The sequence below is a fragment of the Nocardioides sp. J9 genome (assembly GCF_007829375.1).
Classification (GTDB): domain Bacteria; phylum Actinomycetota; class Actinomycetes; order Propionibacteriales; family Nocardioidaceae; genus Nocardioides.
Window position 1 is genome coordinate 43818 of the sequence record NZ_VLJQ01000056.1, and the last position, 23626, is coordinate 67443.

Consider the following 23626-nt stretch of genomic DNA (forward strand, 5'->3'; position numbering starts at 1 on the left):
CGGTGGCGAACCCCGTCGCGGAGCCCCTCACCTTCTGCGAACCGCTCACCCAGGGCGGTTCGCTCGTGCTGGTCGCCCGGGCCGAGCAGCAGGCACTCGAGGCGGCCTGCGCCGCCGAGCGCGCCACCGCTCGCTTCCCTGCCCGGGCGACCAGCACGGGCTAGTCACTCCTCACCCCAGGAGGTCGTATGTCGTCGTGCGGCCCATGGCGATCGGGGCGGCGATCCGGTCCGGCGTCCCCCGCAGCAGGTGGAAGCGGCCGTCGCCGTCGCGGGCGACGAGGTCGGTGTGCCAGTCACCGTTGATGCTGGGCTTGGCGACGATCGCGTTGTAGCCGGCCGCGGACTGCGGCAGCTGGAAGGAGCGGGTCCAGCCGCCGGGTCCGTTGCCGACGTACACCCGCAGCTTCGAGCCGTCGCGCACGATGCTGTCCGGAGCGCCGTCCTTGTCCCACCGGCCGACGCCGATGTGCAGGCTGCCCGGGACCGCGGAGTGCGCCGGGTAGCTGTTGCCGAAGCCCTTGAGCGCGCGGCCGGGCAGGATCCGCATCGCACCCTTGCCGGGGACCGCCATCATGTCCGGGTAGCCGTCACCGGTGACGTCGCCGACGGCGGCCATCATGGTCCAGCTCCCGGTGTTCTGACGGATCACCTGAGGCGCCGTCAGCTTGCCGCTGCCGCGGCCCCGGTAGAGCAGGAGCGCGCCGTCGCTCTTGCGCTGGCCGATGACGTCGGACTTGCCGTCGCGGTCCCAGTCGCCGACGGACCACACCTTCGAGAGGCCGGAGAAGCTCCGTCCGGTGTCCACGGCCTTGCCCAGGCGGTACTTGCCCTCCACGTTGGTGATCGGGAGGATCACGCCGCGGCCGTCCTTCTTGCGGCGCGCGACCAGGTCGGGCAGCGCGGAGCCGGCGAAGTTGGACTCGAGCTCGCGGCCCTTCCAGGCCTTCTGGAACCCCTTCGCCCGGTTGCGGATGGCGCCGAGCTTCTCGTAGAGATAGCGGCCCGGGCAGGCGGTCTGCCCGGCGTCGCGGTGGCCGTTGATCGCCTTGAAGGTGCGGCTGCCGACCTTCTGCGAGGTGCTGCCGGCGTCGATGCCGTGCAGCGAGAGCTTCCAGGCGAAGAGCTCGCCGTAGGCGATGATCATGGCCGTGTTCGGCCGGGTGACCTCGAAGTTGCCGATCGCCGACATGGCGAAGGCGTACTGGTTGTAGCCCTGCGTGTGGGCGCCGACCACGGGCCGGTCGACACCGCCGGCGCGGCCCTCCCAGATCCGGCCGAACTTGTCGACGAGGAAGTTGTAGCCGATGTCGCTCCAGCCCCGCGTCTTGACGTGGTAGTTGTAGATGCCGCGGATGATCCCCGGCACCTGGGCCGCGGTGTAGTTGTTCGCGTTCACCGTGTGGTGGACGAAGCCCGCGTGGATCTCGTAGTAGCTCAGCGAGGCCTTGTCCCGGATCCGCTCGTCCGCGCCCCACTGGGCGCGGGAGTAGATCTGCGGCTTCGGGGTGTAGGAGCCGGCCTGCATCGACAGGTCGCCGTCCCCGGTCGGCGCCGGGTCCTCGACCGGCTCGTCGGTGGTCGCGGTGCCGTCGTCCTCGGTGGTGAGGCGCGCGGTGTCGATGGCCGGGCGCTCCTTCTTCGTCGCGCTGGCCTTGCCCGGGTCGATGACGGCGACCTTCATGTCGGCCGGCGCCTCGCCCTCGGTGGTCACCTTCACCTGGACGGCGTCGACCTCGCCGACGAGCAGCACGTCGGTGCCGGGACGGGCCTTGCGGCCCTCCGCGGTGCTCGGGTCCGGGCCGTGCTCGTCGTGGTACTCCGCGACCGTCCAGTCCGACCACGTGCCGCCGGTCTTCGTGCGGACCTCCACCTCGATGTCGTCCTCGGCCACGTCGCTGCCGGGGGCCCAGGTGACCCCGACGGTGCCGTAGCCCTCGACGGGCACGACCTCGCTGCCGACGACCTGCTCGCCCTTCGGCGTGGACCGCGCCGTCCGCGCCGCCTTGCCGGCCGCCTTCCCCTGCGCGGTGGTCAGCGCGAACTCCTCGACCTCGGCCTCGACCGGCTCGGTCGGGACCTCCACCTCCGCCGCGCGCAGCGCGACGTCGGCGGGGACGACACTCCCCTGCCCCGGCTCCGCCGGTCGCACGTCCATCGTCAGCGTGCGGGCCGCCGGGGTCAGCACGGCGACGACGAGGGCGAGCGCCAGGAGGCGCTGGCTGAGGGTCACGAACCGCAGCCGGCCGCCCTGCTCAGGCGCCTGCGGGGTGTTGCTCGACATGGTTCTGCTCCAGACATGTGTGCGGGGAAGGAGTCACACGAGTAGCAACTTTCACATGAGTCACAGGAGTCTGGAAAGGTCCCGTGAGTAACTACATCGTTGTAATTTCCACCCGACACGCCGAAGGGTGCCGACTTTCTCACATCGGCCGGGACTTCGGCCCGGCTGAGGGTTCCGGCCGTACGACGTGAGGCCCTCGCTGCTGCCGAGGCCTCGCCCGCGGGTGCCCTCGGCCCGCGCCGCCGCACGCGGCCGCCACGGGCACAGCACGGTGCGTGGGCCCGGAGGTTTTCGAGGCTCGGCGCCGGGGCGCCTCGCACCTCAACCACCGGGAGTCCGCTCAGCGAGCGCCTCTGCGGAAGGCGTCTAGGCGACACGCTCGCGCCCTCCGACCCCCGCCGTGCGGCAGGCGGCGGCCACGGGCACAGCACCGTGCGAAGGCCCGGAGCAGCGAGCGCCCGTGCGCAGCCCTCGACAGGCGACACGCTCGCGCCATAGGACCCGTCTTGCCGCCAGCGGCCCCCACGGGGCACAGCACCGTGCGAGGGCCCGGAGGTTTCGAGGCTCGGCGCCGGGGCGCCYCGCACCTCAACCACCGGGAGCCCGGCGCAGCGAGCGCCCGTGCGGCGAGCACCACAGGCGACACGCTCGCGCAAACTCAGATGTCGTTGCCGATCTCGGCGTCGGAGAGGTCGTTCTGGGCGTCGTCGGGAGCGTCGTACTTCAGGTAGTGGATGGCGTCCTTGGGGGCGCCGTCGAAGCCGAGGCGGCCCTTCTCCAGCACCAGGACGCGGCTGCACATGCGCTCGACGGAGGCCGGCGAGTGGCTGACGTAGACGAGGGTGCGGCCGGAGTCGCGGATCTCCATCATCCGCTTCATGCACTTGGCACGGAACGGCTTGTCCCCGACGGCGAGGACCTCGTCGGCGAGGAAGATGTCGGAGTCGACGTGGATGGCGACCGCGAAGCCCAGGCGGGCCTTCTGGCCGGACGAGTAGTGGCCGACGGGGGCCTCGAGGGTGCGGCCGAGGTCGGCGAACTCGACGATGTCGTCGTACTTCCGCTTCAGCTCGCGCTCGCTCATGCCGAGGATGGCGGCGTTGAGGACGAGGTTCTCCGTGCCGCTGAGCTGGGGGTGGAAGCCGGCGCCGGTGGCGATGAGGCCCGCGATGCGGCCGCGGGTCAGCAGGGTGCCCTTGTCGGGGCGCATGACGCCGTTGATCATCTTGAGCAGGGTGCTCTTGCCGGAGCCGTTGAGACCCATGAGGCCGATCGACTCGCCCTCCTCGATCGTGAACGAGACGTCCTCGATCGCGTTGAACTTGTCGCTCGTCTTGTGACCGCGCACCTTGGCCACCGTGACCTCCTTGAAGGTCCGGTGGTAGCGCAGCGTGAACTCCTTGGTGATGTTCTCCGCGACGATCGAGGTAACCATCAGAGGCGCTCCGGGATCTTGTTCTCCAGCCGGCTGAAGACCCACTGCGAGATGCCGAGGAGCAGCACGCAGGCCAGCAGCGCCAGGCCGCCGTGGAGGAGCAGGTTGTCCGGCATGACCACGTGGCCCTTGGCCTCGAGGCGGGTGAGGTCGCCGTCGGTGAGGGTGGGGTACCAGAAGGCACGCTGGAAGAGGATGACCGCGTCGGCGAGCGGGTTGAGCAGGTAGTAGTCGGCGAACCGGCCGAACCGCTCCTCCACGATCGCGTAGGGGTACATCATCGGGACGCCGAAGCGCACGAAGTTCGTCAGGACGTTGACGATGTTGCCGAAGTCGCGGAAGAAGACGTTGGCGGCGCTGAACATGAGCGCGCCGGAGAGCCCGACCGCGGCGATGATCAGCAGCGACAGCACCAGGCAGGCCAGGCCCAGCGGGTCGGGCGACCAGCCGCTGGCCAGGCAGGCGACGACGAGGACGACGACCTGCGGGCCCACGTGGTAGAGCGAGACCAGCATCGTGGCGACGGGGAACATCTCGCGGGGCACGGCCATCTTCACCACCAGCGCCTTGTTGCGCATGATGGACCGGGTCCCGGCGGCGAAGGTCTCGTTGAAGAAGTGGACGAGGATCAGCGCCGCGAACAGGTGGATCGGGAAGTTCGGGACGTCCTTGTGGAGCTGGAACAGGAACCCGATGACGAACCAGTAGATGAAGAACTGGGTCAGCGGGTTGATGTAGGACCACAGCAGGCCGAGGAACGAGCCCTGGTAGCGGGCGCTGATCTCGCGCTTGACCAGCAGCTTGAGGACGTACCGCTGCCGGAAGACGGCGAACAGCCCGCTCGGCGGCGACGGCGAGCGGAGCGGGACGTCCTCACGGGCGGTGGTGGTCGCGACCTCAGCCATCGGCCTTGCCCTCGGTCCAGGGCGCGAAGGTCTTCTCCCACGCCTCCGGCGAGGTGATCTCGTCCAGCGCGTCGCGGTACTGCTGCGCGAGCTGCGGCCACTCGCGGGCGAAGCGCACGTGCAGGTCGACGGACCGCTTGAGCAGGTCGCGGTACTTCTCGGGGTCGCGGCGGTAGAGCGCGGCGGAGGTGCCGTCGTTCATCGACACGATCGCGGAGTCGAAGCCGGCGAGCCGGTACCACTTGGCGTCGATCGCGGGGATCACGGCCTCGGGGTTGGTCCGCGACAGCGGGCGCGGCCGCCTGAGCTGGCGCAGCGGAGCGAGGCCGGCGCTGATGAGCTGCGACTTGCGGCTGGGGACCTGGGTGAGGTCCTTCTTCAGCGGCTTCTCCATCCGCGGCGGCGGCAGCGCGTCCACGTCGGTGACCAGCTGGGCGTCCGAGAACTCCTTGCGGGTGGCGTTCACCTCGGCGAGCCGGGTCGGCAGCATCTCGTGGAGCGCCTGCGGGCCGCGCAGCACGTCCTCCATCGCCTGCAGGCGCAGCTCCGCGGTGGAGTACTGCATCGCGACGAGGTGGGCGACCTGGTTGTTGAACAGCTCGCGCAGCACGCGGCCACCGCGCGGGAAGGTCGAGTGCAGCAGCGCCGCGACGAGCCGGTTGCGCAGGTGGAAGTAGGACTGCCAGTCGAGCGCGTCGTTCTTGTCGGTCCACGGCACGTGCCACACGGCAGCCCCGGGGAAGGTGACCGTCGGGAAGCCGTGGGCGCGGGCGCGCAGGCCGTACTCGGCGTCGTCCCACTTGATGAACAGCGGCAGGGACAGGCCGATCCGGTCGATGACCTCGCGCGGGATCAGGCAGGAGAACCAGCCGTTGAAGTCGACGTCCACGCGCTTGTGCAGCCAGCGGGCGGAGCGGATGTTGCGGCGGGAGAAGTCCCACTGCTGGTAGCCGTCCTCCGGCGTCTTCCACCAGAAGCGCCACGGGTGGACGACCTCGCCGAAGCTGTGCAGCCGCGAGCGGGCGTAGAGGTTGAACATGTGGCCGCCGACGATCGTGGGCCGCCGGGCGAGGTCGCCGAAGGTGACCTGGCGGATGATGCCCTCGGGCTCGCAAACGACGTCGTCGTCCATGAGCAGCGTGTACGTCGCGGTGCCCTTGCGCAGCGACTCGAGCTGGCCACGGGCGTAGCCCCCGGAGCCGCCGAGGTTGCCCTGCTTGACGATGCGGAGCTTGTCACCGAGCGCCTCCACCGCCTGCGGGAACGCCTCGGCGTCCTCCACCAGCTGCGTGCCCTGCTCCATCACGAAGACGGTGTCGAGGTACGGCGTGAGGTCCTCGTCGCCGAGCTGGACGAGCAGCTCGGAGCAGAACTCCGGGCGGTTCATCGTGGTGATGGCGAGGTCGACGGTGCCGTGCTGGGCACGGTCGGCCGGGACCTCCGCGGTCCACTCGGCCGAGACGACGACCGGCTGGTCGCCGGCCTGGACGTCGTACCAGTACCAGCCGCCGTCGATGAACGGCTTGAGGGTGAGGTCGAACTCGAAGGTCTCCGGACCCTCGCTGGTGGACTCGACGGCCTCGACGCGCTGGCTGTTGCCGTTGGCGAGGGACTTGTTGACCACGACGGTCGCGCCGGCGCCCTCGACGGTCACGGCGAGGCGGACCTGGTCGACGACCGTCCAGCGGCGCCAGTAGCTGGCCGGGAAGGCGTTGAAGTAGGAGCCGAGGCTGATCGTCTGGTCGGCGTCGACGCGCAGGCGGGTGCGGTCGAGGACCTGGTCGACGCGCAGCCGGTCGCTGGCGCCGTTGGCCTGACGGATCTTGGTGTTGTKGAGCYCRCGGGCGGCGCGGCTGCCGCCGACGACGTACTTGTCCTCGTCGAGGTCCTGGTCGGCCAGGTCGACGTAGAGCGCGAACACGTCGGGGTCGCGGTCGATCGGCAGGATCTGGCGCTGGAGCAGGCGGCGCACGGTGCCGCCCGTGGTCGGGGCCTGGCTCATGCGTCCACCCCGCCGCTCTTGAGCTCCGCGCCGTCGGCGAAGTGCGGCTTGAGCTTGTTGTCGTACATGGACAGCGCGGAGGCGATCGCCATGTGCATGTCGAGGTACTTGTAGGTGCCGAGGCGSCCGCCGAAGAGCACCATCGGCTCGCGCTCGGCCAGGTCGCGGTACTTCAGCAGCTTCTCGCGGTCCTCGGCGGTGTTGACCGGGTAGTACGGCTCGTCGGTCTCCTCGGCGAAGCGGCTGTACTCGCGGACGATGACCGTCCTGCCCTCGGGGTAGGACCGCTCCGGGTGGAAGTGCTTGAACTCGTGGATCCGGGTGAACGGCACGTCCGGGTCGGGGTAGTTCATCACCGAGCAGCCCTGGAAGTCGTCGACCTCGAGGACCTCGGGCTCGAGGTCGACCGTGCGCCACGACAGGCGGCCCTCGCAGTTGCCGAAGTACTCGTCGACCGGCCCGGTGTAGACGATCGGGACCTTGCCCTTGTAGCGCTCGGCGATGCCGTCGGCGAGGAAGTCGGTCTCGAGGACCACCTCGATGTTCGGGTGGTCGGCCATCCTCGCCAGCCACGCGGCGTACCCGTCGACGGGCAGGCCCTCGTACTTGTCGTTGAAGTAGCGGTTGTCGTAGGTGTAGCGCACCGGGAGCCGCGAGATGATGTCGGCCGACAGCTTCTCCGGCTCGGTCTGCCACTGCTTGGCGGTGTAGTGCGCGATGAACGCCTCGTAGAGCGGGCGGCCGATGAGCGAGATGCCCTTCTCGACGAAGTTCTCCGGCTCCTTGTCGCCCAGCTCGCTGGCCTGCTCCTTGATCAGCGCACGCGCCTCGGCGGGGCTGTAGGCGGCGTCGAAGAACTGGTTGATCGTGCCGAGGTTGATCGGCAGCGGGTAGACCTGCCCGTCGTGGGTGCTGTAGACGCGGTGCTGGTAGCCGGTGAAGGCGGTGAACCGGTTGACGTACTCCCAGACCCGCTCGTTGCTCGTGTGGAACAGGTGGGCGCCGTACTTGTGCACCTCGATCCCGGTCTCGGGCTCCGGCTCGCTGTAGGCGTTGCCGCCCAGGTGGGAGCGCCGCTCGATGACGAGCACCTTCAGCCCGAGGTCGGCGGCACAGCGCTCGGCGATGGTCAGGCCGAAGAAGCCGGAGCCGACGACGACGAGGTCGGGGTTCGACGCAGGGAGGGTCACGGAGGGTGAGTTTACGGACGTGAGCGCTGCCGGACACATCTGGCGCGCGTGCACGCGCGGAGGAACGTGACCAATATCCTGTTCTGGTGAAAGACCACCAGACCACGCGACGGACGGCTCCCACGTTCGCACTGGCGTGGGCGGCGGGCCTGGGCCTGGCGGTGCTGACCGTCGTGTTCTCGCTGGTCGAGGACATCCCGATCCGGGACCCCGACAACGTCCTGCCCGGGTACATCCGCTTCCCGGCCATCGTCCTGGGCGCCATCGCGCTGGACGTCGTGCCGCGCACGCTGCTGGCCGCAGGCCGCCCCGGCGGCGGCTGGCTGCGCCGCCTGGGGAGCACCGGCCGGACCGTGGTGCGGGAGCGCTGGCCGCTGGCGCACTGGAAGTTCGCGCTCAACGGCGTGATCGCCTGGTACCTCTGCTACGCCGCCTTCCGCAACGTCAAGAGCATGGCGCCGTTCGTCCACGAGAAGATCTACGACGCCCCGCTGTCCGACATCGACCGGTTCCTCTTCGCCGGCCACGACCCGGCAGCGACCCTGCACGCGTGGTTCGGCACCGGGATCGCCGCGCACGTCCTGTCCGCGGTCTACATCATCTGGATCGCGCTGGTGCCGGTGTCGATCGCGATCGCACTGGTCTGGACCAGGCACACGCGGGCCGGCGAGTGGTTCGTCACCGCGGTGGCCGTCGACTGGGCCCTGGGCGCGGTGCTCTACGTCCTGCTGCCGACCGTCGGCCCGATCTACTCCGACCCGCGCACCTTCGCCTCGCTGCCGAGCACCCACGTCAGCCAGCTCCAGGAGAGCCTGTGGACCGACCGCGTGGCGGTGATGGCCGACCCGGTCGCCGCCGGCACCCTGCAGACGGTCGCCGCGTTCGCGTCCCTGCACGTCGGGATCATGGTGACCATCTGCCTGGTGGTCGAGCTGGTCCGCCTGCCGCGCTGGGTGCGGGTCTCGTCGTGGGTGTTCCTCGCCCTGACCTGCGTCTCGACGGTCTACTTCGGCTGGCACTTCGTGGTCGACGTCCTCGGCGGCTTCGCGCTCGGTGCGGCCGCGGTGTGGATCGCCGGCATGGCGACCGGCAACCGGATCGGCTGGCGGGCGCGGCTGGTGCCCGAGCGGGTCGAGGAGCCGGCGGGTGAGCCGGTCAGCGTGACGGCGGAGTCCGCATCCCCCGGGCATCCCGGAGCGCTCGCGTCACGTTCCGCGCCTCTGCCCGACCACCCCGCAGGGGACTGAGCGCGACGACGACGAGCGCGACCAGCCACGGCTTGAGGCGCACCAGCACGTTCTCGCCGTACCGGAAGTGCACCGCGAACAGGTTGCGGTACATGTAGTAGCCCTTCCACCCGGCCAGGTCGTGCTGCTGGTCGAAGGAGAGCTGGCGGACGAGGACCGCGTCGCGGACGGCGCGGATCGGGAAGCCGGCGCGGCGGGCGCGGATGGCGAAGTCCACGTCGTCGTAGAAGATGAAGTACGACGGGTCGGGCAACCCGATCCGGTCGACCACCTCGCGGCGGACCAGGAAGCCCTCGAAGGCCACGTTCTCGACCTCGACCGTCGGCGGCATCTCGGCGCGAGTCGCCCAGGTCGAGTCGACGCTGGCCGTCTTCGGACGGATCGCGAGCGGGTTGCGCAGGTCGAAGCGCACCGCGGCCTTCTCCACCAGCGCGCCGCTGAGGTCCTCGCGGACTGCGACCAGGCAGGAACCGTCGGCCTCGAGCAGCCGGGTGAGGCAGTCGGGGGCCGGGACGACGTCGTCGTCCATCAGCCACATGACGTCGTAGCCCTTCTCGTGCGCCGTCCGGAGCCCGAGGTGGAAGCCGCCCGCGCCGCCGAGGTTCTCGGTGGTGTGGATCGCGACCAGGCCCGGCAGGGTGCTGCGGTCGAGGACCTCACGGGTGTGGTCGGTGCTGGCGTTGTTGACGACGAACACCGCGTCGGGGGCGCGCTCCAGCGCGGCCAGGCCGGCGAGCATGCGCTCGAGCAGGTCGGCCCGGTTGAAGGTCACGACGACGACCGCGACCTGCTCCTGCGCCCGGGTCATCGCAGGTACCTCCGGTGGCCGGTGAAGTCACCACGCAGGCCGGCGAGCGCGGCGCGGGCGCTCAGCGGGATCCGCGCCGGCTGCGGCCTGGTGAACAGGTAGAACCACACCGTCTTCAGCCAGAACAGCAGCACGTGCACCCAGCCGCGGTAGGCGCGCAGGTTGAGCGTGTTGTTGCGGGCCATGCAGTAGTGCTTGAGGTCGCTGGGCGTGTGGTTGTACGTCGTGCGCCCGAGCATCATCGGCGTGCCGAGGTCGTCGGTGGCCGGGTGCAGGAAGTGGGCGTCGACGACCGTGGCGATGCGGGCACCGGCCCGCTCGGCGCGCCACAGGTACTCCACGTCGTCGCCCCAGATGAAGAACTCCTCGCGGGGCAGCCCGATCCGCTCGACGAGCTCGCGGGTGACCAGCACGCCGTTGAACGGGATCACCACGCCCTCGATGAGGCCGTCGCGCGCGGCAGCCTCGACGGACGCCATCTCGTGCACGACGCGGGTGCTGCCGGGCAGCCGGATCGGGAAGCACAACCGGCCCGGGTCCTGCTCCGACAGCACGGCGGGACCGCAGAACTCGAGGCCGTCGCGCTCGACGCGGTCGAGCAGCAGCTCGAGGCAGTCGGGCTCGGGCAGCCCGTCGTCGTCCATCAACCAGACCAGGTCGGCGCCCTCGCGCACGGCCCAGCCGAGGCCGTGGTGGAAGCCACCCGCGCCGCCGGTGTTCGTCGGCAGCGTCTCGTGGCGCACCAGGTCCTCGCCGAGCCCGGCGAGCCACTCCCCCGTGCCGTCGGTGGAGGCGTTGTCGACGACGAGGATTTGCTCGAGGCCGGGCGTCGCCAGCAGCCTCGGGACCAGCCGCTGCAGCATCGCCAACCTGTTGAAGGTCACCACGACTGCCTGCACGCGCACGGCGGTCACCCTACTGGCCGGGCGGGTCGGAGCCGGATTCGTGACCGGGCCCGCCGGACCGGCCGGGGTCGATCGGGGCCGGTCGAGCGGGTCGGGCCGGTCAGGACTCGCCGGTGAGCAGGGCGTCGGGGTCCAGCCGCGGCGGGATGCTGGCCAGGGCCAGCTGGACGAGGGCGGTGCGCGCCTTGACCTCGGCCGCGCGGCGGACCCGGCCCCGACCCTCCCCCAGCAGGCCGGAGACGACCTCGGAGACCACCTTGTCGTCGTACGTCGGGCGGGTGCCGGGTGCGACGTCGACGTCGGGCAGCGCGACCAGCACGGGCAGCACCTGGTCACCGAGCGCGTCGAGCATCCGGAACCGCTGGTAGCGGTCCATCTCGGCCCAGGCGGTCTCGGGGTCGACGCCCTTGCGGCGCAGCTTCCGGTCGGACGCCAGCAGCTGCTTCGCCACCCCGTTGAGGGCTGCGGTCAGCTCGTGCTCGGTGAAGCGCATGGGCCCAGTGTCCCGGATGCCTCCCGCCTCCCGGGCATCCACTAGCGTGGCCGCGTGGACACCGCCGCCGTGCTGACCCTGCTCCAGGACGTCGCCGCGGAGGTGATCAACCCCCGCTTCCGCGCGCTCGGCGAGGAGCAGGTGAGCGAGAAGAACCCCGGCGACCTGGTCACCGTCGCCGACCACGAGTCCGAGGCGCTGATCACCGCGGCCCTGCGTGCGGCCTACCCCGACGCGCTCGTGCTCGGCGAGGAGGCGATGTCGGCCGACGCGCGGCTGATCGACGCCTTCGCCGACGCCCCGCACGCGTTCACCGTCGACCCGGTCGACGGCACCAAGAACTTCGTCAACGGCTCCCCCGACCACGCCGTGATGGTCTCCGAGGTGGTCTCCGGCGAGATCACCCGCGGCTGGATCTGGCAGCCCCAGCACGAGCGTTCGTACGTCGCCGAGCGCGGCGCCGGCGCGTGGCTGAACGGCGAGCGGCTGACCGTGTCCGGCACCGGCACCGCGCCGTACCGCACCGCGCGGCGGCAGTGGGTCGGCAAGGAGCTCGGGGCCCTCGGCACGCTCGAGCTGACCTGGGCCTGCTGCGGCGTCGACTACCCGCACCTGATCGCCGGTGACGCGGCCGCGCTGCTCTACAGCCGCAGCATGCCGTGGGACCACCTGCCCGGCGCGCTCATCCTCACCGAGGCCGGCGGCACCATCGGCGGGCACGACGGCGCTCCGCTGGTCCCCCGGCTGCTCGAGGGCGGGATCGTGGCCGCGCCGGACCGGGAGACGTACGACGCGGTGGTGGCGGCGCTGCCGGTGTGAGGCGGTGCGGGAATCACCTCCCCAGTGGTGATTCCGTCGCTTCCTGACCGTTGCAACGGTCAGGAAGCAGCAGGAACGGCCAGGAAGTCCGGTACGACGGACCTCAGCAGGCCGCCGCGACGTCGTCGGTCTCGTTGGCGACGTAGCCGTCGTCGCGCGAGCCGAGCGAGCCGCCGGTGACCTTCGCGGGGCGCTTCTTGCCCCGGCCGTTCTCCGCGCCGTGGCCCTCGGAGCGGGCAATGGCCTTCTCGACCATCGTGTGCACCTTGTCGAGGTCGGGGTGCGCGGTGTCGATCTGCGGCGGGACGAGCGAGACGGTCGCGACCTTGTGCTCCCGGGCGCGCAGCGCGAGCTTGGCGAAGTCGTCGAGCGCGCCGCCGGGGATGTCGGTGCGGATCATCGCCGCGGACGCCTGGGCGATCTCCTGGAAGTTGGTGAGCGCCTGCGTCGGGCTGACCTGGGTCAGCAGCGCGGTCATCACGCACTTCTGGCGGGCCATGCGCGAGTAGTCGTCGCTGCCCTCGCGGGACCGGGCGAACCACAGCGCCTCGTAGCCGGTGAGCTTGCGGCGCCCGGGCTCGATGTAGCCGGTGACGTCGGAGCCGAGGCCGCCGACGGGGATCCGGTCGCGCACGTTGAGGGTGACGCCACCGAAGGCGTTGACCAGGCGGCGGAAGCCCTTCATGTTGACCATGACCCAGTAGTTCAGGTCGAGGCCGGTGATGCCCTCGACGGCCATCACGGTCGCGTCGATGCCGGGCGTGTCGGAGTCGAACAGGTCGGTGTGGTCCTCGGCCCAGGTGCTGACGCCGTTGAGGTAGCACTCGTCGCAGTCGAAGCCGTCGGGGAACTGCTCGTCCATGACCGAGCCCTCGCGGAACCGGAAGTTCTGCATGTTGCGCGGCAGGCCGATCATCACCGTCTTGCCGGTGGTGGCGTCGATGGAGGCGACGGTCAGCGAGTCCGGGCGCTGGCCCCACCGGTCGGCGCCGGAGTCACCACCGAGGAGGAGCACGTTGAACCGACCGTCGTGGGCCTTCCCGAGCTCGCCGTCGACGAACTGCAGCAGCAGGTCGCGCTGCGCCGCGGCGAGGTGGGCGCCGAAGAGCATGGTGCCGGCGATGGAGAAGCAGAGGATGCCGTTGACCCCGACGATCGCGCGGCGGTGCTGCAGCCGCAGGCTGAGCGGCTGGCCGATGCGCCACGCGTCGACGAACAGTGCGGCCCAGGCGATCGCGCCGGCGATCAGGTAGAGCCGCACCACGAGCATGAAGGTCGGGCTCAGCGTCAGCGTCAGCGCGTAGGTGCTGTCGATGGCGAGCCGGACGGCGAGGTAGCCGACCACGGCGAGGGTCGCGAGCCAGACGCGTACGGCGACGACGCCGACCTTGCGGTTGCCGGCGATGAGCTGTGCTGAGCCGGGGACGACGAGGGTGAACGCCATGAGCGTCAGCGCCCGGCGGAAGCGCACCCGCGCGGCCCGCTCGGCGACGAGCATGCGATCCCCTGCCACGGGCCAAGTATCACCAGTCACATGCGTCCCACGGGTGGCGACGCGCCGGGGGCGCGCGGTGACGACGACCTCAGGGCGTCGCCGACGGCGGCGGGCGCGTCAGGCGGCCGGGGACGCGGCGCCCAGCCGGGCGATCTCCTCGGCGGAGGCGTTCGCGCCGGTGCACACGACCGCGACCGGCCCGGACCGCCCCGACCGCCCCGGTCGCCCGGGGGAGAGCAGACCGGCCAGGGCGGCGGCTCCGGCACCCTCCGCGAGGGTGTGCGCCCGCGTCGCGAGGAGGCGGGGCGCCTCGTCGATGACATCGTCGTCGACGAGGACGAAGTCGTCCAGCGATCCGCGCAGGATCCCCTGCGGCAGCGGGTACCCCGTGGTGGTCGCCAGTCCCGAGGCGCGGGTCGTCGCCGGCGCGGTCTCGATGGTGCCGCTGCGCCAGGAGCGCCAGCCCGCCGGCGCCGCGGCCGACTGCACGCCCACGACGCGGGTCCCGGGCGCGAGCGCGTCGCGGACCAGGCAGGCGCCGGCCGCGCCGGTGCCGCTGCCGATCGGCACCAGCACCGCGGCCAGCGGCACCGGGAGGTCGGCGGCCTGCCGGAAGAGCTCGAGGTACGCCGTCGCGTGGCCCAGCACGATGCGCGGGTCCGTGGGGCACACGAAGGTGGCCCCGGACCGCGCCGCGAGCTCGCGGGCCGCCGCACCGGCCTCGCCCAGGGTCTCGCCCCGGACCACGACCTCGGCGCCGAGCGCCGCGACCGCGTCCTGCTTGACCGCCGGGGCGGTGGACGGCATCACGATCGTGGCGCGTACGCCGGCCAGCCGGGCGCCGTACGCCACCGACTGCGCGTGGTTGCCGGTCGAGCAGGTGACCAGGCCGTGCTGCTGCTCGGCGTCGGTGAGGGTCGAGGCGAGGTGCACGCCGCCTCGGACCTTGAAGGAGCCCGTCGGCAGCACGTGCTCGTGCTTGACCAGGACCTCGGCGCCGACGGCGGCGTCGAGGAGCGGGTGCGACTGCAGCGGGGTGGCCGGGAGCTCGCGGGCGACCACCTCGGCGGCGCGCAGGACGTCGTCGTAGGACAGGTCGGGGAGGTCGGGGAGGTCGGCGGCCATGCGCCCATGCTCCCGGTCGGAGCACCTATCGGTCCAATAGTCTTCATCGCTCGAAATCATCGATGCCGTCGATCTATGCTCGACGCCATGATCGACCTCCGCCGGCTCGAGGCCCTGGTGGCCGTCCACCGCACCGGGTCCGTCTCCGCGGCTGCTGCCGAGCTCCACTACGGCCAGCCGACCATCTCGCACCACCTGCGCCGGCTGGAGGCGGAGACCGGCGCCGTGCTGCTGCAACGGGTCGGCCGCGGCGTGCGGCTCACGCCCGAGGGCGTGCTGCTCGCCCGGCGCGGCGAGGAGGTGCTCGGCCTGCTCGCGCGCGCCGAGGCGGAGCTGGCCGCGGCCACCAGCCTGCAGGCCGGCCGGGTCCGCCTCGCGGCCTTCCCGTCCGGCTCGGCGACGCTGGTGCCGGATGCGCTGGCGCTGCTCGCCGACCGCCACCCCGGGATCGAGCTGGAGCTGACGGAGGCCGAGCCGCCCGAGGCCTACGAGCTGCTGCGCGCCGGGTCGGTCGACCTCGCCCTCACCTTCGCCTACCCCGACCAGCCCGAGCCGGAGCAGGTCACCTCGGTGCCGGTGCTCGACGACCCGCTCCACCTGGTGACGCCGGCCGCCGCGGGCCCCGGGCCGGGCGCGGTCGACCTCGCCCGGTGGGCGGACCAGCCCTGGGTGACCGGCTGCGAGCGCTGCCGGCGCGAGCTGCTGGCCTTGTGCGCCGACGCCGGGTTCACGCCCGCGATCGCGTTCGCCAGCGACGACTACGTGGCGGTGCAGTCGCTGGTCGCCGCCGGGCTGGGCGTCACCGTGCTGCCCGGGCTCGCGCTGCGGGCGCACCAGCACCGCGGCGTCGCCACCCGCGAGCTCGCGGCGCGGCGGCACGTCCAGCTGTCGACGTACGGCGCTCCCCCGCGCCCTGCCGCGGTCGACGCCGTCGCGGCGGCGCTCACCGAGGTCGCGGCCGGCGCCTGAAGCGTCAGGACCGGCGAGCGGCCTCGATCTCCTGCCGCTGCGCCAGCCGGTGCGCGCGACGGATCTCGGCCTCGCGCATCCGGCGGTGGTCGTCCTCGGTCTCCGGCTCGAGCGCCGGCACCCGGCGGGCCCCACCCGCACTGTCGATCGCCACGAACACGAAGTAGGCCGACCCGATGTGGCGCAGCTCGGTGGTCGCGTCCCAGGGCTGGGTCTCGATGCGGACCCCGATCTCCATCGAGGAGGTCCCGACCCAGTTGATCTGGCCGAAGGTGCGCACGATGTCGCCGACCCGGACCGGCTCGAGGAAGGCCATCTCGTCGAGGGCGGCGGTGACCGCCGGTCCCCCGCTGTGCCGCTGCGCGACGACGCCCGCAGTGGAGTCGGCGAGCTTGATGATCTCGCCGCCGTGGATGTTGCCGAGCAGGTTGGCCTGGGCCCGCGACGTCACGCTCGCCAGCTCGATCCGGGAGTACGACGGTGTGCGTGCCGCCACGATCTCGTCCACCCCCAAACGGTAGCGTCACGGGCATGGCAGGACGCGGCGACGACGACGGCGACTTCGACTGGATGTACGGCTCGGGTCCCGACCGGGGCGGGGACGACCCCGAGCCGACCCGCCGCCTGCCCGTCCAGCCGCGCGGCGGCGTGTCGCCTCCGCGGAAGCCGGACCGCCTCCCACCGGCCCAGCAGTACGGCGCCACCCCCGAGCCCGACGGCCCGCCGCCCCCGCCGCCGTGGGCGCCGCGGCGCAGCCGCTGGAAGCGTCCCGGCACGTGGGTGCGCCTCGTCCTCCTGCTGCTCGTGGTGTGGCTGGTCTTCCTCGTCGCGGTCCCGGTCTTCACGTGGACCAAGGTCGACAAGGTCGACTTCGAGCCGAAGGGCGAGCGGCCCGGCGACCAGCCCGGCACGACGTACCTGCTCGTCGGCAACGACTCGCGCAAGGGCCTGTCGAAGGAGGAGCGCCGCAGGCTCAACACCGGTGACTTCGAGAGCGAGCTCACCGACACGATCATGCTGCTGCACACCGGCGACGGCCCCACCACGCTGGTGTCGATCCCCCGCGACTCGCCGCTCGAGATCCCCGGCCACGGCCGGTCGAAGGTGAACTCGGCGTACGCCAAGGGCGGCACGCCGCTGCTCGTGCAGACGCTCGAGCAGGCCACGGGCCTGCGCATCGATGGGTACGTCGAGATCGGGCTCGGTGGCCTGGTCGGCGTCGTCGACGCCGTCGGTGGCATCGAGATCTGCCCCAAGCAGCGGATCCGCGACCGGCCCGCCGGCCTCTTCGTCAAGAAGGGCTGCCAGGAGGTCGACGGCGCGACCGCCCTCGCCTACTCCCGGGCCCGCAAGTACAGCCCGATCTCCGACCTGGCTCGCGTGCAGCAGCAGCGCGAGGTGGTCGCGGCGGTCGGCGACAAGGTGCTCTCGCCGTGGTCGGTCATCAACCCGGTCCGCTACTGGCAGCTCAACAGCGCCGTGCCCGACTTCTTCCGCTTCGGCGAGGGCATGGGCCCCTGGGACGCCGGGCAGTGGGCGCTGGCGATGACCGACAAGGGCAAGTCCTGCACCGTCCCGCTCGCGGGCGGCGACGCGACGTGGGACGACGAGCGCGCCCAGCAGCTCTTCGACATCATCGCCGAGGACCGCACCGACGACATCACCCGCAAGCTGTGCACCCCCACCGGCCTCCCGCCGCAGTAGCCACCGAGGAACCGACGTGTACGAGACCCTGACCTGGGAGGTCGACGCCGACGGCGTGGCCACCCTGGCCCTCCACCGCCCGGACGCGCTCAACGCCTTCGACCTGACGATGGCGCGCGAGCTCGAGCAGGTCTTCCTCACCGACGCCCGCGACGACGCGGTCCGCGCGGTCGTGGTCACCGGTGCGGGGCGGGCGTTCTGCGCGGGGATGGACCTCAGCGCGGACGGCAACGTGTTCGGGCTCGACGAGTCGCTGCGACCCACGCCGGAGCAGTTCCGTGCGTCGTACGACGAGGAGCCGTTCGACACGGGTGTGCGCGACACCGGCGGCAAGGTCACGCTCGCCATCCACGCCCTGCCGAAGCCGGTCATCGCCGCGATCAACGGTCCGGCTGTCGGCATCGGCGCGACGATGACGCTGGCGATGGACATCCGGATGGCGTCGGAGAAGGCCCGCATCGGCTTCGTGTTCGGGCGGCTGGGCATCGTGCCCGAGGCCTGCTCGAGCTGGTTCCTGCCGCGCATCGTCGGGATCCAGCAGGCCCTGGAGTGGGTCTACTCCGCCGAGATCCTCTCCGCGGAGCAGGCGCTGGCGGGCCGGCTGGTGCGCAGCGTGCACGCGCCCGAGGACCTGCTGCCGGCGGCGCAGGAGCTGGCCCGGTCGTTCGTGAAGGACCGGTCGCCGGTCGCGCTGGGCCTGGCCAAGCAGATGCTCTACCGCAACAGCGCGGCGGCGGAGCCGCTGGAGGCCCACCTCACCGACTCGCTGGCGATGTACTGGACCTCGATCGGCGACGGCAAGGAGGGCGTGGCGGCCTTCCGGGAGAAGCGGACGCCGCAATTCACCTCGAGGGCGTCCGAGCTGCCCCGGCTGACCTGACCGGCCTGCCGGGGCGGGGGGCGGTGGGCCGACGGCTCACATCGCCATGAAGAGGATCTCCTCGCGGGAGTACTCGCGGCCGGGGTGCTCGGCGGCCAGGTGCGCCTGGACCTTCTCGACGAGCTCGTCGTCGGTCTCGCCGCGCAGGGTGGTGTCGCAGGGGCAACGCAGAGAGGGCATCGGAACCTCCGGAGGGTCGGTCGGGTGACGACCACTCCACTGTAGGCGGGAGCAGCGTCGGGAGCAGGCGGAAACGACTCCGGCCGCCCGAGGGCGGCCGGAGCGTCGTACGTGGTGCAGCGTCAGGCGGTGGCGCCCTGCTGGCGACGTCGGCCGTAGCCGACCCCGGCGGCACCGGCGCCGACGAGCGCGGTGCCCAGCAGCAGCCACATCAGGTTCGGGCCACCCGTGCCGGGCAGGCCGCCGTCGTCGCCGTCGTCGGGAGCACCCGCTCCGAGGCGGAACGCGGTGCTCGCGTCGGAGGGGAGGAACAGGCCCGCGTCGTCGGGCGTGAACGCGGCGGTCGCGATGTAACGGCCCTGCGGGAGCGCAGGACCGGTGACGGCGACGGCCTCGTCGACGAAGTGCACCGTGGTGGTGAACAACGGCGCAGCGGCGACGGCGCGCGCACCGCGGGCGGTGCTGGACGCGGCGAGGACCTGGACCTTGATGTCACCCTCGGGCGGCGTCGGGTAGTTGGCGCTCGCGCTGACCTCCAGCTCGACCGGCTTGCCCACCTGCGCGTCGACGACGACGATCTGCGTCTCCGTCGGGATCTTCGGTGTGTACGGCTCCGCGGACGCGGTCGTCACAGGCGCCACGGCGACTGCGACGGACAGCGCGGTGAGCGCGACGAGCTTTCTCAGCACTACTTCCTCCTAGAGCCTTCCCCATGCAACGACCCGGCTCGTTACCCCATGACGGGAAGTGCGTTGCGCTTGATCCTAGTGGGTCAGCCGCGATTCGTGGGAGAGGTCTCCACCAGATGGCCGAAAACCACGGAGCGGTTGTCGGTGTGGAAGATCTCCGAGCACGTCAGCAACGTGATGATGTGGTCGTTCGGCTTGCCGTCGACCCGGGCCGGTGGTTCGGTCCCTCCGGAGGGGTTCGCCGGCGACTCGTCGAGCACCCAGGTCTGGGTGAAGGGGATGATGAGGTCCTCTCCCCCGCTGTCCAGGACGTAGGTGTAGGTCGCGGCCCGGGTCTCGACGATGACCTCGTCGCCGGGCTCGAGCTCGGGGAAGTCGGCGAACGGCTCGCCGTGCGTCACCCGGTGCGCGGCGAGGGCGTAATTGCCGGCGGCACCCGGCTCGGCGGTGTCCTCCATGTGGCCGACGCCGGCGGCGAGGACCTCGTCGGTCGAGCCCTCCAGCACCGGCACGGAGTAGTCCTTGCCGAACCGCGGGATGCGCAGGATCGCGCTGGCGTTGCCGAAGTCCGTGCGCACGACGTCCTGGCCGTCGGTCCAGCCGTCGAGCAGCGAGCTGCGCACCTCCTCGTGCTTGCGACCGGACTGCCAGTTGGTGCCCCAGAACTGCCAGGCCACCCACGCGAGCACGGCGAGGCCGGCGGCGATCAGGCCGCAGCCGAGCCAGAAGGAGATGCGGCGCCGGGGCGAGGCCGGCTGCGTGCCGTCGGCGTCGGGGTCCACCGGACGGCGGCGGCGTCGGCGGACGCGGCCCGCGTCCCCGGACTCCTCCGGTGCGTCGACCTGCGGCATGCGTGTCCCTCCTGAAGTCCCGGATCCAGCTCCCACACCATCCAACGGCATGCTGCCGCCGGCGTCACGGGATCGGCCCGAAACGCGGGACGCCGGGCCGGGTGCTCAGGCGAGGCGGGTACGGCGGCTGCCGCCCGCGAGGCCGCCGCCGGCCACGACCAGGCCGAGCCCGGCGAGGAGCAGCCACAGGTGCGGGCCGCCGGTGTTGGGCAGCGCGCCGGGCTCGGTCACGCCGCCGGTGTCGTCACCGCCGCCCCCGCCGACCCGGAGGACGGCGGCGTTGCGGCACCCGACGAGCTCGGCATTGTCCGGGGTGAAGGCCATCGTCACCCGGTAGCGGCCGCGGGGCAGCTCCGGCCCGACGACCTCGAGGGGGGTGCCCTCGTAGCGCACGGACCGCGTCCAGACGACCGCGCGCGGCGCGACGCGGGCGGCCCGCGCGGCGCGGGCGTCCACCGTGGAGACGGTGAGGGCGACGGTGCCGACCTCGGGCACGTTCGAATTGCTTGCCACCTCGATGACGAGGTGCACCCGCTGGCCGACCGCCACCTGAGGTGCGTTGATGTTGCAGCTCGACGGGAAGGTGGGCGGGTAGTCGTCGGTCCCGGCCGCGGCCGTGCCAGCCGGCACGAGCAGCACGACGACCGTCGCGAGGGCGGTGAGCAGTCGGCGCATGGGCCCCATCTCCGGACGTGATGAACGGTGACCCCGACCCGAGCGGGGGCGGCTTCGACCGATCAACCGCGCGCCGCGACGAGAGTTACGTCACGACCACGAGTTTTGTTCTCTGATCCGGTCAGCCGGACGCGACGAGGGGCCCGGCGCACGTGCCGGGCCCCTCGTGCTGCGCGTGATCGCCTCAGGCGGTCACTTCTTGAGCATGAAGTCCGCGCTGGCGGGCGCCCAGAAGCTCGGGTCGCTCACGCGGACCCGGTACTCCCCGGCCGACAGGGCGGCACCCTGGTTGGTCTGCGCCGCCTTGGTGGACAGGTTGTAGATGTACTGCGCGTCGGTCGCGGACCAGCGCATCGCTAGCCCGTTGGTCGCCGGCGCGGACATCGACTCCTCCATCACGCCGCCGGAGGTGTCGGCCCCGATCTTCGCCAGCGAGACCGTCGGGGTCACGGAGGTCACGTCCGCGCCGTCGCAGCCGGTGACCCGGATCTTGACCGGGATGGTCGAGCCGATCTTGAAGGTGCTCTGCGAGCCGTTCGCGTTGATCGGCTGGAGGATGCCGCTCGGGGTCACCTTGGTGGCGAAGTCCGCGCTGTCGCTGCCGGTGCCGCCGTCGTCGTCGGTGACGGTGACGGTCGCGGTGAAGGTCCCGTTGCCGGCGAAGGTGTGCGAGGCGCTGAAGCCGGAGACGGCCGGGTCGACCACCTCGGTCGAGCCGTCGCCCCAGCTGATCGTGGCGGCGTGCGTGTCCGCGGTGCCCGGGTCGGTGAACGCCGTGGTCAGCTCGGTGGTGCACGCCGCCGTCGCGGTGGACGAGGCCGTCACGGACGGCGCGACGTTGGTCGCGCCGTACCCGAAGGAGAGCTCCGCCGTGGCGTGCTCGCCGTCGGTGGCGGTCACGGTGACCGTGCCCTCGGCGACGTCGTCGTCGGTCGGGAGCGACCAGGCGAAGGTGCCGTCGCCGTTGTCGGTGAACGAGCCCGGGGTGCCGGCCGCCACGCTCAGGGTGAGGGTGTCGTTGCCGTCGGCGTCGGTGAAGGAGCCGCTGGCCGTCAGGGTGTCACCCTCGAGGCCCTTCGCGCCGTCGGCGTCGAGGTCGCCGGCCGCGGGAGCGTAGGAGTTCGGGTCGCACAGGTCGCCCAGCGCGTCCCCGTCGGCGTTCGCCTGATCAGCGTTGGAGACGTCCGGGCAGTTGTCCTCCGCGTCGGGGACGCCGTCCCCGTCGGCGTCCGCCACCTCGACGTCGGCGGGCACCACGACGAGCTTGAAGGTCGCGCCCGAGGTGCTGAAGTCGTCCTCCTCCACGCCCGGCTGGGCGGTCAGGCCGGTGACAGGGAACGTCAGGGTGACCTCGCCCGGCGTGGACGGGGTGAAGGTCAGGCTGCTGCCACCGCAGCCCTGGCCGAAGGTCACGTTCGCGGGCAGGTCGGCGATGGTGACGGCCGGGGCGGACTCGAGGGTCCGCGCGACGCCGAGCACGAGCTGGCTGCCGCTGCCCGACAGGTTGCAGCCGTTGTCCCGGTTGTCGTCGGGATCGTCGCCGGTGGGCTGGATCTCGAGCCCGACAGTCACCGGTGACCCGGCGACTGCCGTCAGCGTCTTGATCCCGCCGTTGCTGACGAAGGCGGGGTGCCATGCAGAGATGTCGTCGGCGGACGCCATCCCGGCGAGTCCGGCCGACAGGCCCAGCGCCCCCACGGCGCCGAGCGCGAGCATGCGCTTGTTGATGATCACGGGGTGTCCCTCCGGTGCGGGCCGCCGGGAGAGGAGGCGGCCGGTCCGCCGCGGGCCCCTGCCCGCGGCTGGAAAAACGTCGCACCCGGACGTCCCCCGCATCCGGCACTTCGATCGATCACATCGGATCCGAGGGAGGCCGCACCGGGTCGTCCGGTGGCGACACCGGCGTCGCCCCGCGGCGACCTCCCGGCCGATCCCGCACGGGTCCCCCACAGCTCGTTCCGCGCCTAGCGTGGAGGCCCCACCCCGACGGAAGGACGCACCGTGGCAGCCACACCGCACGACCGCCCCGACCACGACGGGCGCGGCGAGCCCGACGACCCGACGTTCCTGAACGGGACGGAGCAGCGACGGGTGCTGGACGGCCTCGCGGCGCTCGTCGAGGGGCACTACGTCTTCCCCGACGCCGGACGGGCGCACGCGACCCACCTCCGGGCGTTCCCGGCCACGGACCGGGTCGTCGCGGCGGACCGGTTCGCCCGCCGCCTCACCCGGCACCTGCGCGAGCGCGACCGCCACTTCACCGTGACGTGGGGCGAGCCGGAGCGCCTCGAGCTGGTCGCCTCCCGGCCCGACGTCGGACCGGCGATGGCCGTCGAGCGCCACGGCGAGGTCGGCGTGCTCCGGGTGACTCGCTTCGACGACCTCGACGACCCGGCCTCGGCGGCGCTGGCCCGTCGCTCGCTGGCCGGGCTCGCCGGCGCCCGCGGCGTCTTGGTCGACGTGCGCGACAACGACGGCGGCTGGCCGTCGATGGTCGAGTACCTGCTCGCCCCGTTCACCGGCCCCACGCCGGTGCACGTGGTGACCTTCCGCAGCACCGGCCACCCCGACCTGGTCGCCTGGACCCGCCCCGACCCCGACGCGCCACGCCTCGACGACGTGCCGGTCGTCGTACTCGTCAACCGGGGCACGGCCTCGGCGGCCGAGAGCCTCGCCTACACGTTGCGCACCCTCTCCCGAGCCACCGTGGTCGGTGGTACGACGGTGGGCGCGGCCAACCCGGTCGAGCTCTTCGCCGACCGCTCCGGCTTCCACGTCTACGTGCCGACCGGAGCACCGATCGACCCGCGCACGGGCACCAACTGGGACCAGGTCGGGATCGTGCCGGACGTCGCCTGCGACGACGCCGACGCCCTCGACGTCGCGCTGCGCGCACTCGCCAGCACCGAGGCGACCTGACCCACCCCCTCGTCGAGACGTCACTTCCGGGACGTCGAGACGTCACTTCCGG

Annotated in this window: 22 protein-coding genes; 6 read left to right on the forward strand and 16 right to left on the reverse strand. The window is 72.0% G+C overall.

What is annotated here, in order from left to right; translation table 11 throughout:
- Window positions 1-171: 171 nt before the first annotated feature.
- From L615_RS06585 to glf, 5 genes are all read right to left on the reverse strand, one after another.
- The gene (locus L615_RS06585; protein WP_051486020.1) at window positions 172-2283 is read right to left on the reverse strand and encodes an FG-GAP-like repeat-containing protein; all 2112 of its coding nucleotides are present in this window, start codon (window positions 2281-2283) and stop codon (window positions 172-174) included.
- Between the two features lie 658 nt (window positions 2284-2941).
- Window positions 2942-3718, reverse strand: coding sequence for an ABC transporter ATP-binding protein (locus L615_RS06590; protein WP_036516345.1), 777 nt, complete (start codon window positions 3716-3718; stop codon window positions 2942-2944).
- The gene (locus tag L615_RS06595; RefSeq protein ID WP_028654004.1) at window positions 3718-4623 is read right to left on the reverse strand and encodes an ABC transporter permease; all 906 of its coding nucleotides are present in this window, start codon (window positions 4621-4623) and stop codon (window positions 3718-3720) included. Before L615_RS06595 ends, L615_RS06590 begins: the two co-directional genes overlap by 1 nt.
- Window positions 4616-6625: a glycosyltransferase gene (locus L615_RS06600; RefSeq protein ID WP_145724522.1), complete on the reverse strand. Its 2010-nt coding sequence runs from the start codon at window positions 6623-6625 to the stop codon at window positions 4616-4618. Before L615_RS06600 ends, L615_RS06595 begins: the two co-directional genes overlap by 8 nt.
- Window positions 6622-7815 (reverse strand): UDP-galactopyranose mutase, encoded by a 1194-nt coding sequence (gene glf / locus L615_RS06605; protein WP_028654002.1) that lies wholly within the window; start codon window positions 7813-7815, stop codon window positions 6622-6624. Before glf ends, L615_RS06600 begins: the two co-directional genes overlap by 4 nt.
- Window positions 7816-7901: 86 nt before the next feature.
- Here glf and L615_RS06610 point away from each other — a divergent pair, with 86 nt between their 5' ends.
- A complete protein-coding gene (locus tag L615_RS06610) occupies window positions 7902-9062 on the forward strand; it encodes a phosphatase PAP2 family protein (RefSeq protein WP_145724523.1) in 1161 nt (386 codons plus the stop codon).
- Here L615_RS06610 and L615_RS06615 read toward each other — a convergent pair.
- The 3 genes from L615_RS06615 to L615_RS06625 form a co-directional block, all read right to left on the reverse strand.
- A complete protein-coding gene (locus L615_RS06615; protein WP_145724524.1) occupies window positions 8971-9870 on the reverse strand; it encodes a glycosyltransferase family 2 protein in 900 nt (299 codons plus the stop codon). The genes L615_RS06610 and L615_RS06615 overlap by 92 nt on opposite strands.
- Entirely contained in the window at window positions 9867-10775 is a 909-nt protein-coding gene (locus L615_RS06620; protein WP_232221645.1) for a glycosyltransferase family 2 protein, read from the reverse strand. Before L615_RS06620 ends, L615_RS06615 begins: the two co-directional genes overlap by 4 nt.
- 100 nt (window positions 10776-10875) lie before the next feature.
- The gene (locus L615_RS06625; protein ID WP_036516342.1) at window positions 10876-11268 is read right to left on the reverse strand and encodes a hypothetical protein; all 393 of its coding nucleotides are present in this window, start codon (window positions 11266-11268) and stop codon (window positions 10876-10878) included.
- Window positions 11269-11322: 54 nt separating this feature from the next.
- Here L615_RS06625 and L615_RS06630 point away from each other — a divergent pair, with 54 nt between their 5' ends.
- Window positions 11323-12087 (forward strand): inositol monophosphatase, encoded by a 765-nt coding sequence (locus L615_RS06630; RefSeq protein WP_145724525.1) that lies wholly within the window; start codon window positions 11323-11325, stop codon window positions 12085-12087.
- Window positions 12088-12190: 103 nt separating this feature from the next.
- On the opposite strand, the gene L615_RS06635 is transcribed toward L615_RS06630, so the two are convergent.
- Window positions 12191-13600, reverse strand: a complete 1410-nt coding sequence (locus L615_RS06635; protein WP_261376580.1) for an LCP family protein — start codon at window positions 13598-13600, stop codon at window positions 12191-12193.
- Between the two features lie 99 nt (window positions 13601-13699).
- Window positions 13700-14707 (reverse strand): threonine/serine dehydratase, encoded by a 1008-nt coding sequence (locus tag L615_RS06640; RefSeq protein ID WP_145724526.1) that lies wholly within the window; start codon window positions 14705-14707, stop codon window positions 13700-13702.
- Between the two features lie 87 nt (window positions 14708-14794).
- Here L615_RS06640 and L615_RS06645 point away from each other — a divergent pair, with 87 nt between their 5' ends.
- The gene (locus L615_RS06645; protein WP_028653996.1) at window positions 14795-15676 is read left to right on the forward strand and encodes a LysR family transcriptional regulator; all 882 of its coding nucleotides are present in this window, start codon (window positions 14795-14797) and stop codon (window positions 15674-15676) included.
- Window positions 15677-15680: 4 nt separating this feature from the next.
- Here L615_RS06645 and L615_RS06650 read toward each other — a convergent pair whose 3' ends face one another.
- Window positions 15681-16184 carry an acyl-CoA thioesterase gene (locus L615_RS06650; protein WP_145724527.1) on the reverse strand — a complete coding sequence of 168 codons (504 nt, stop codon included), beginning with the start codon at window positions 16182-16184 and terminating at the stop codon, window positions 15681-15683.
- A gap of 23 nt (window positions 16185-16207) precedes the next feature.
- Between L615_RS06650 and L615_RS06655 the strand changes: the two genes are divergently transcribed.
- Both L615_RS06655 and L615_RS06660 read left to right on the forward strand, forming a co-directional pair.
- Window positions 16208-17380: an LCP family protein gene (locus L615_RS06655; RefSeq protein ID WP_145724528.1), complete on the forward strand. Its 1173-nt coding sequence runs from the start codon at window positions 16208-16210 to the stop codon at window positions 17378-17380.
- Between the two features lie 16 nt (window positions 17381-17396).
- The gene (locus L615_RS06660; protein ID WP_145724529.1) at window positions 17397-18260 is read left to right on the forward strand and encodes a crotonase/enoyl-CoA hydratase family protein; all 864 of its coding nucleotides are present in this window, start codon (window positions 17397-17399) and stop codon (window positions 18258-18260) included.
- 36 nt (window positions 18261-18296) lie between these two features.
- Here the strand turns inward: L615_RS06660 and L615_RS06665 are convergent, their stop codons facing one another.
- The 5 genes from L615_RS06665 to L615_RS06685 form a co-directional block, all read right to left on the reverse strand.
- Window positions 18297-18440, reverse strand: coding sequence for a DUF1059 domain-containing protein (locus L615_RS06665; protein ID WP_084254848.1), 144 nt, complete (start codon window positions 18438-18440; stop codon window positions 18297-18299).
- Between the two features lie 122 nt (window positions 18441-18562).
- A complete protein-coding gene (locus tag L615_RS06670) occupies window positions 18563-19129 on the reverse strand; it encodes a hypothetical protein (RefSeq protein ID WP_028653992.1) in 567 nt (188 codons plus the stop codon).
- A gap of 83 nt (window positions 19130-19212) precedes the next feature.
- The gene (locus L615_RS06675; protein WP_186449761.1) at window positions 19213-19980 is read right to left on the reverse strand and encodes a class E sortase; all 768 of its coding nucleotides are present in this window, start codon (window positions 19978-19980) and stop codon (window positions 19213-19215) included.
- Between the two features lie 105 nt (window positions 19981-20085).
- Window positions 20086-20655 (reverse strand): LPXTG cell wall anchor domain-containing protein, encoded by a 570-nt coding sequence (locus tag L615_RS06680; RefSeq protein ID WP_186449762.1) that lies wholly within the window; start codon window positions 20653-20655, stop codon window positions 20086-20088.
- A 192-nt stretch (window positions 20656-20847) separates the two neighbouring features.
- Window positions 20848-22389, reverse strand: coding sequence for a PxKF domain-containing protein (locus tag L615_RS06685; RefSeq protein WP_145724532.1), 1542 nt, complete (start codon window positions 22387-22389; stop codon window positions 20848-20850).
- A 267-nt stretch (window positions 22390-22656) separates the two neighbouring features.
- On the opposite strand from L615_RS06685, the gene L615_RS06690 reads away from it, so the two are divergent.
- Window positions 22657-23574 (forward strand): S41 family peptidase, encoded by a 918-nt coding sequence (locus L615_RS06690; protein WP_145724533.1) that lies wholly within the window; start codon window positions 22657-22659, stop codon window positions 23572-23574.
- Window positions 23575-23626: the final 52 nt, after the last annotated feature.

Excerpts from the sequence above, each read along its gene's own strand:
- L615_RS06585 (WP_051486020.1), bottom strand. The coding sequence starts at position 2,283 with ATGTCGAGCAACACCCCGCAGGCGCCTGAGCAGGGCGGCCGGCTGCGG.
- L615_RS06590 (WP_036516345.1), bottom strand. The coding sequence starts at position 3,718 with ATGGTTACCTCGATCGTCGCGGAGAACATCACCAAGGAGTTCACGCTG.
- L615_RS06595 (WP_028654004.1), bottom strand. The coding sequence starts at position 4,623 with ATGGCTGAGGTCGCGACCACCACCGCCCGTGAGGACGTCCCGCTCCGC.
- L615_RS06615 (WP_145724524.1), bottom strand. The coding sequence starts at position 9,870 with ATGACCCGGGCGCAGGAGCAGGTCGCGGTCGTCGTCGTGACCTTCAAC.
- L615_RS06625 (WP_036516342.1), bottom strand. The coding sequence starts at position 11,268 with ATGCGCTTCACCGAGCACGAGCTGACCGCAGCCCTCAACGGGGTGGCG.
- L615_RS06640 (WP_145724526.1), bottom strand. The coding sequence starts at position 14,707 with ATGGCCGCCGACCTCCCCGACCTCCCCGACCTGTCCTACGACGACGTC.
- L615_RS06645 (WP_028653996.1), top strand. The coding sequence starts at position 14,795 with ATGATCGACCTCCGCCGGCTCGAGGCCCTGGTGGCCGTCCACCGCACC.
- L615_RS06655 (WP_145724528.1), top strand. The coding sequence starts at position 16,208 with ATGGCAGGACGCGGCGACGACGACGGCGACTTCGACTGGATGTACGGC.
- L615_RS06665 (WP_084254848.1), bottom strand. The coding sequence starts at position 18,440 with ATGCCCTCTCTGCGTTGCCCCTGCGACACCACCCTGCGCGGCGAGACC.
- L615_RS06675 (WP_186449761.1), bottom strand. The coding sequence starts at position 19,980 with ATGCCGCAGGTCGACGCACCGGAGGAGTCCGGGGACGCGGGCCGCGTC.
- L615_RS06680 (WP_186449762.1), bottom strand. The coding sequence starts at position 20,655 with ATGCGCCGACTGCTCACCGCCCTCGCGACGGTCGTCGTGCTGCTCGTG.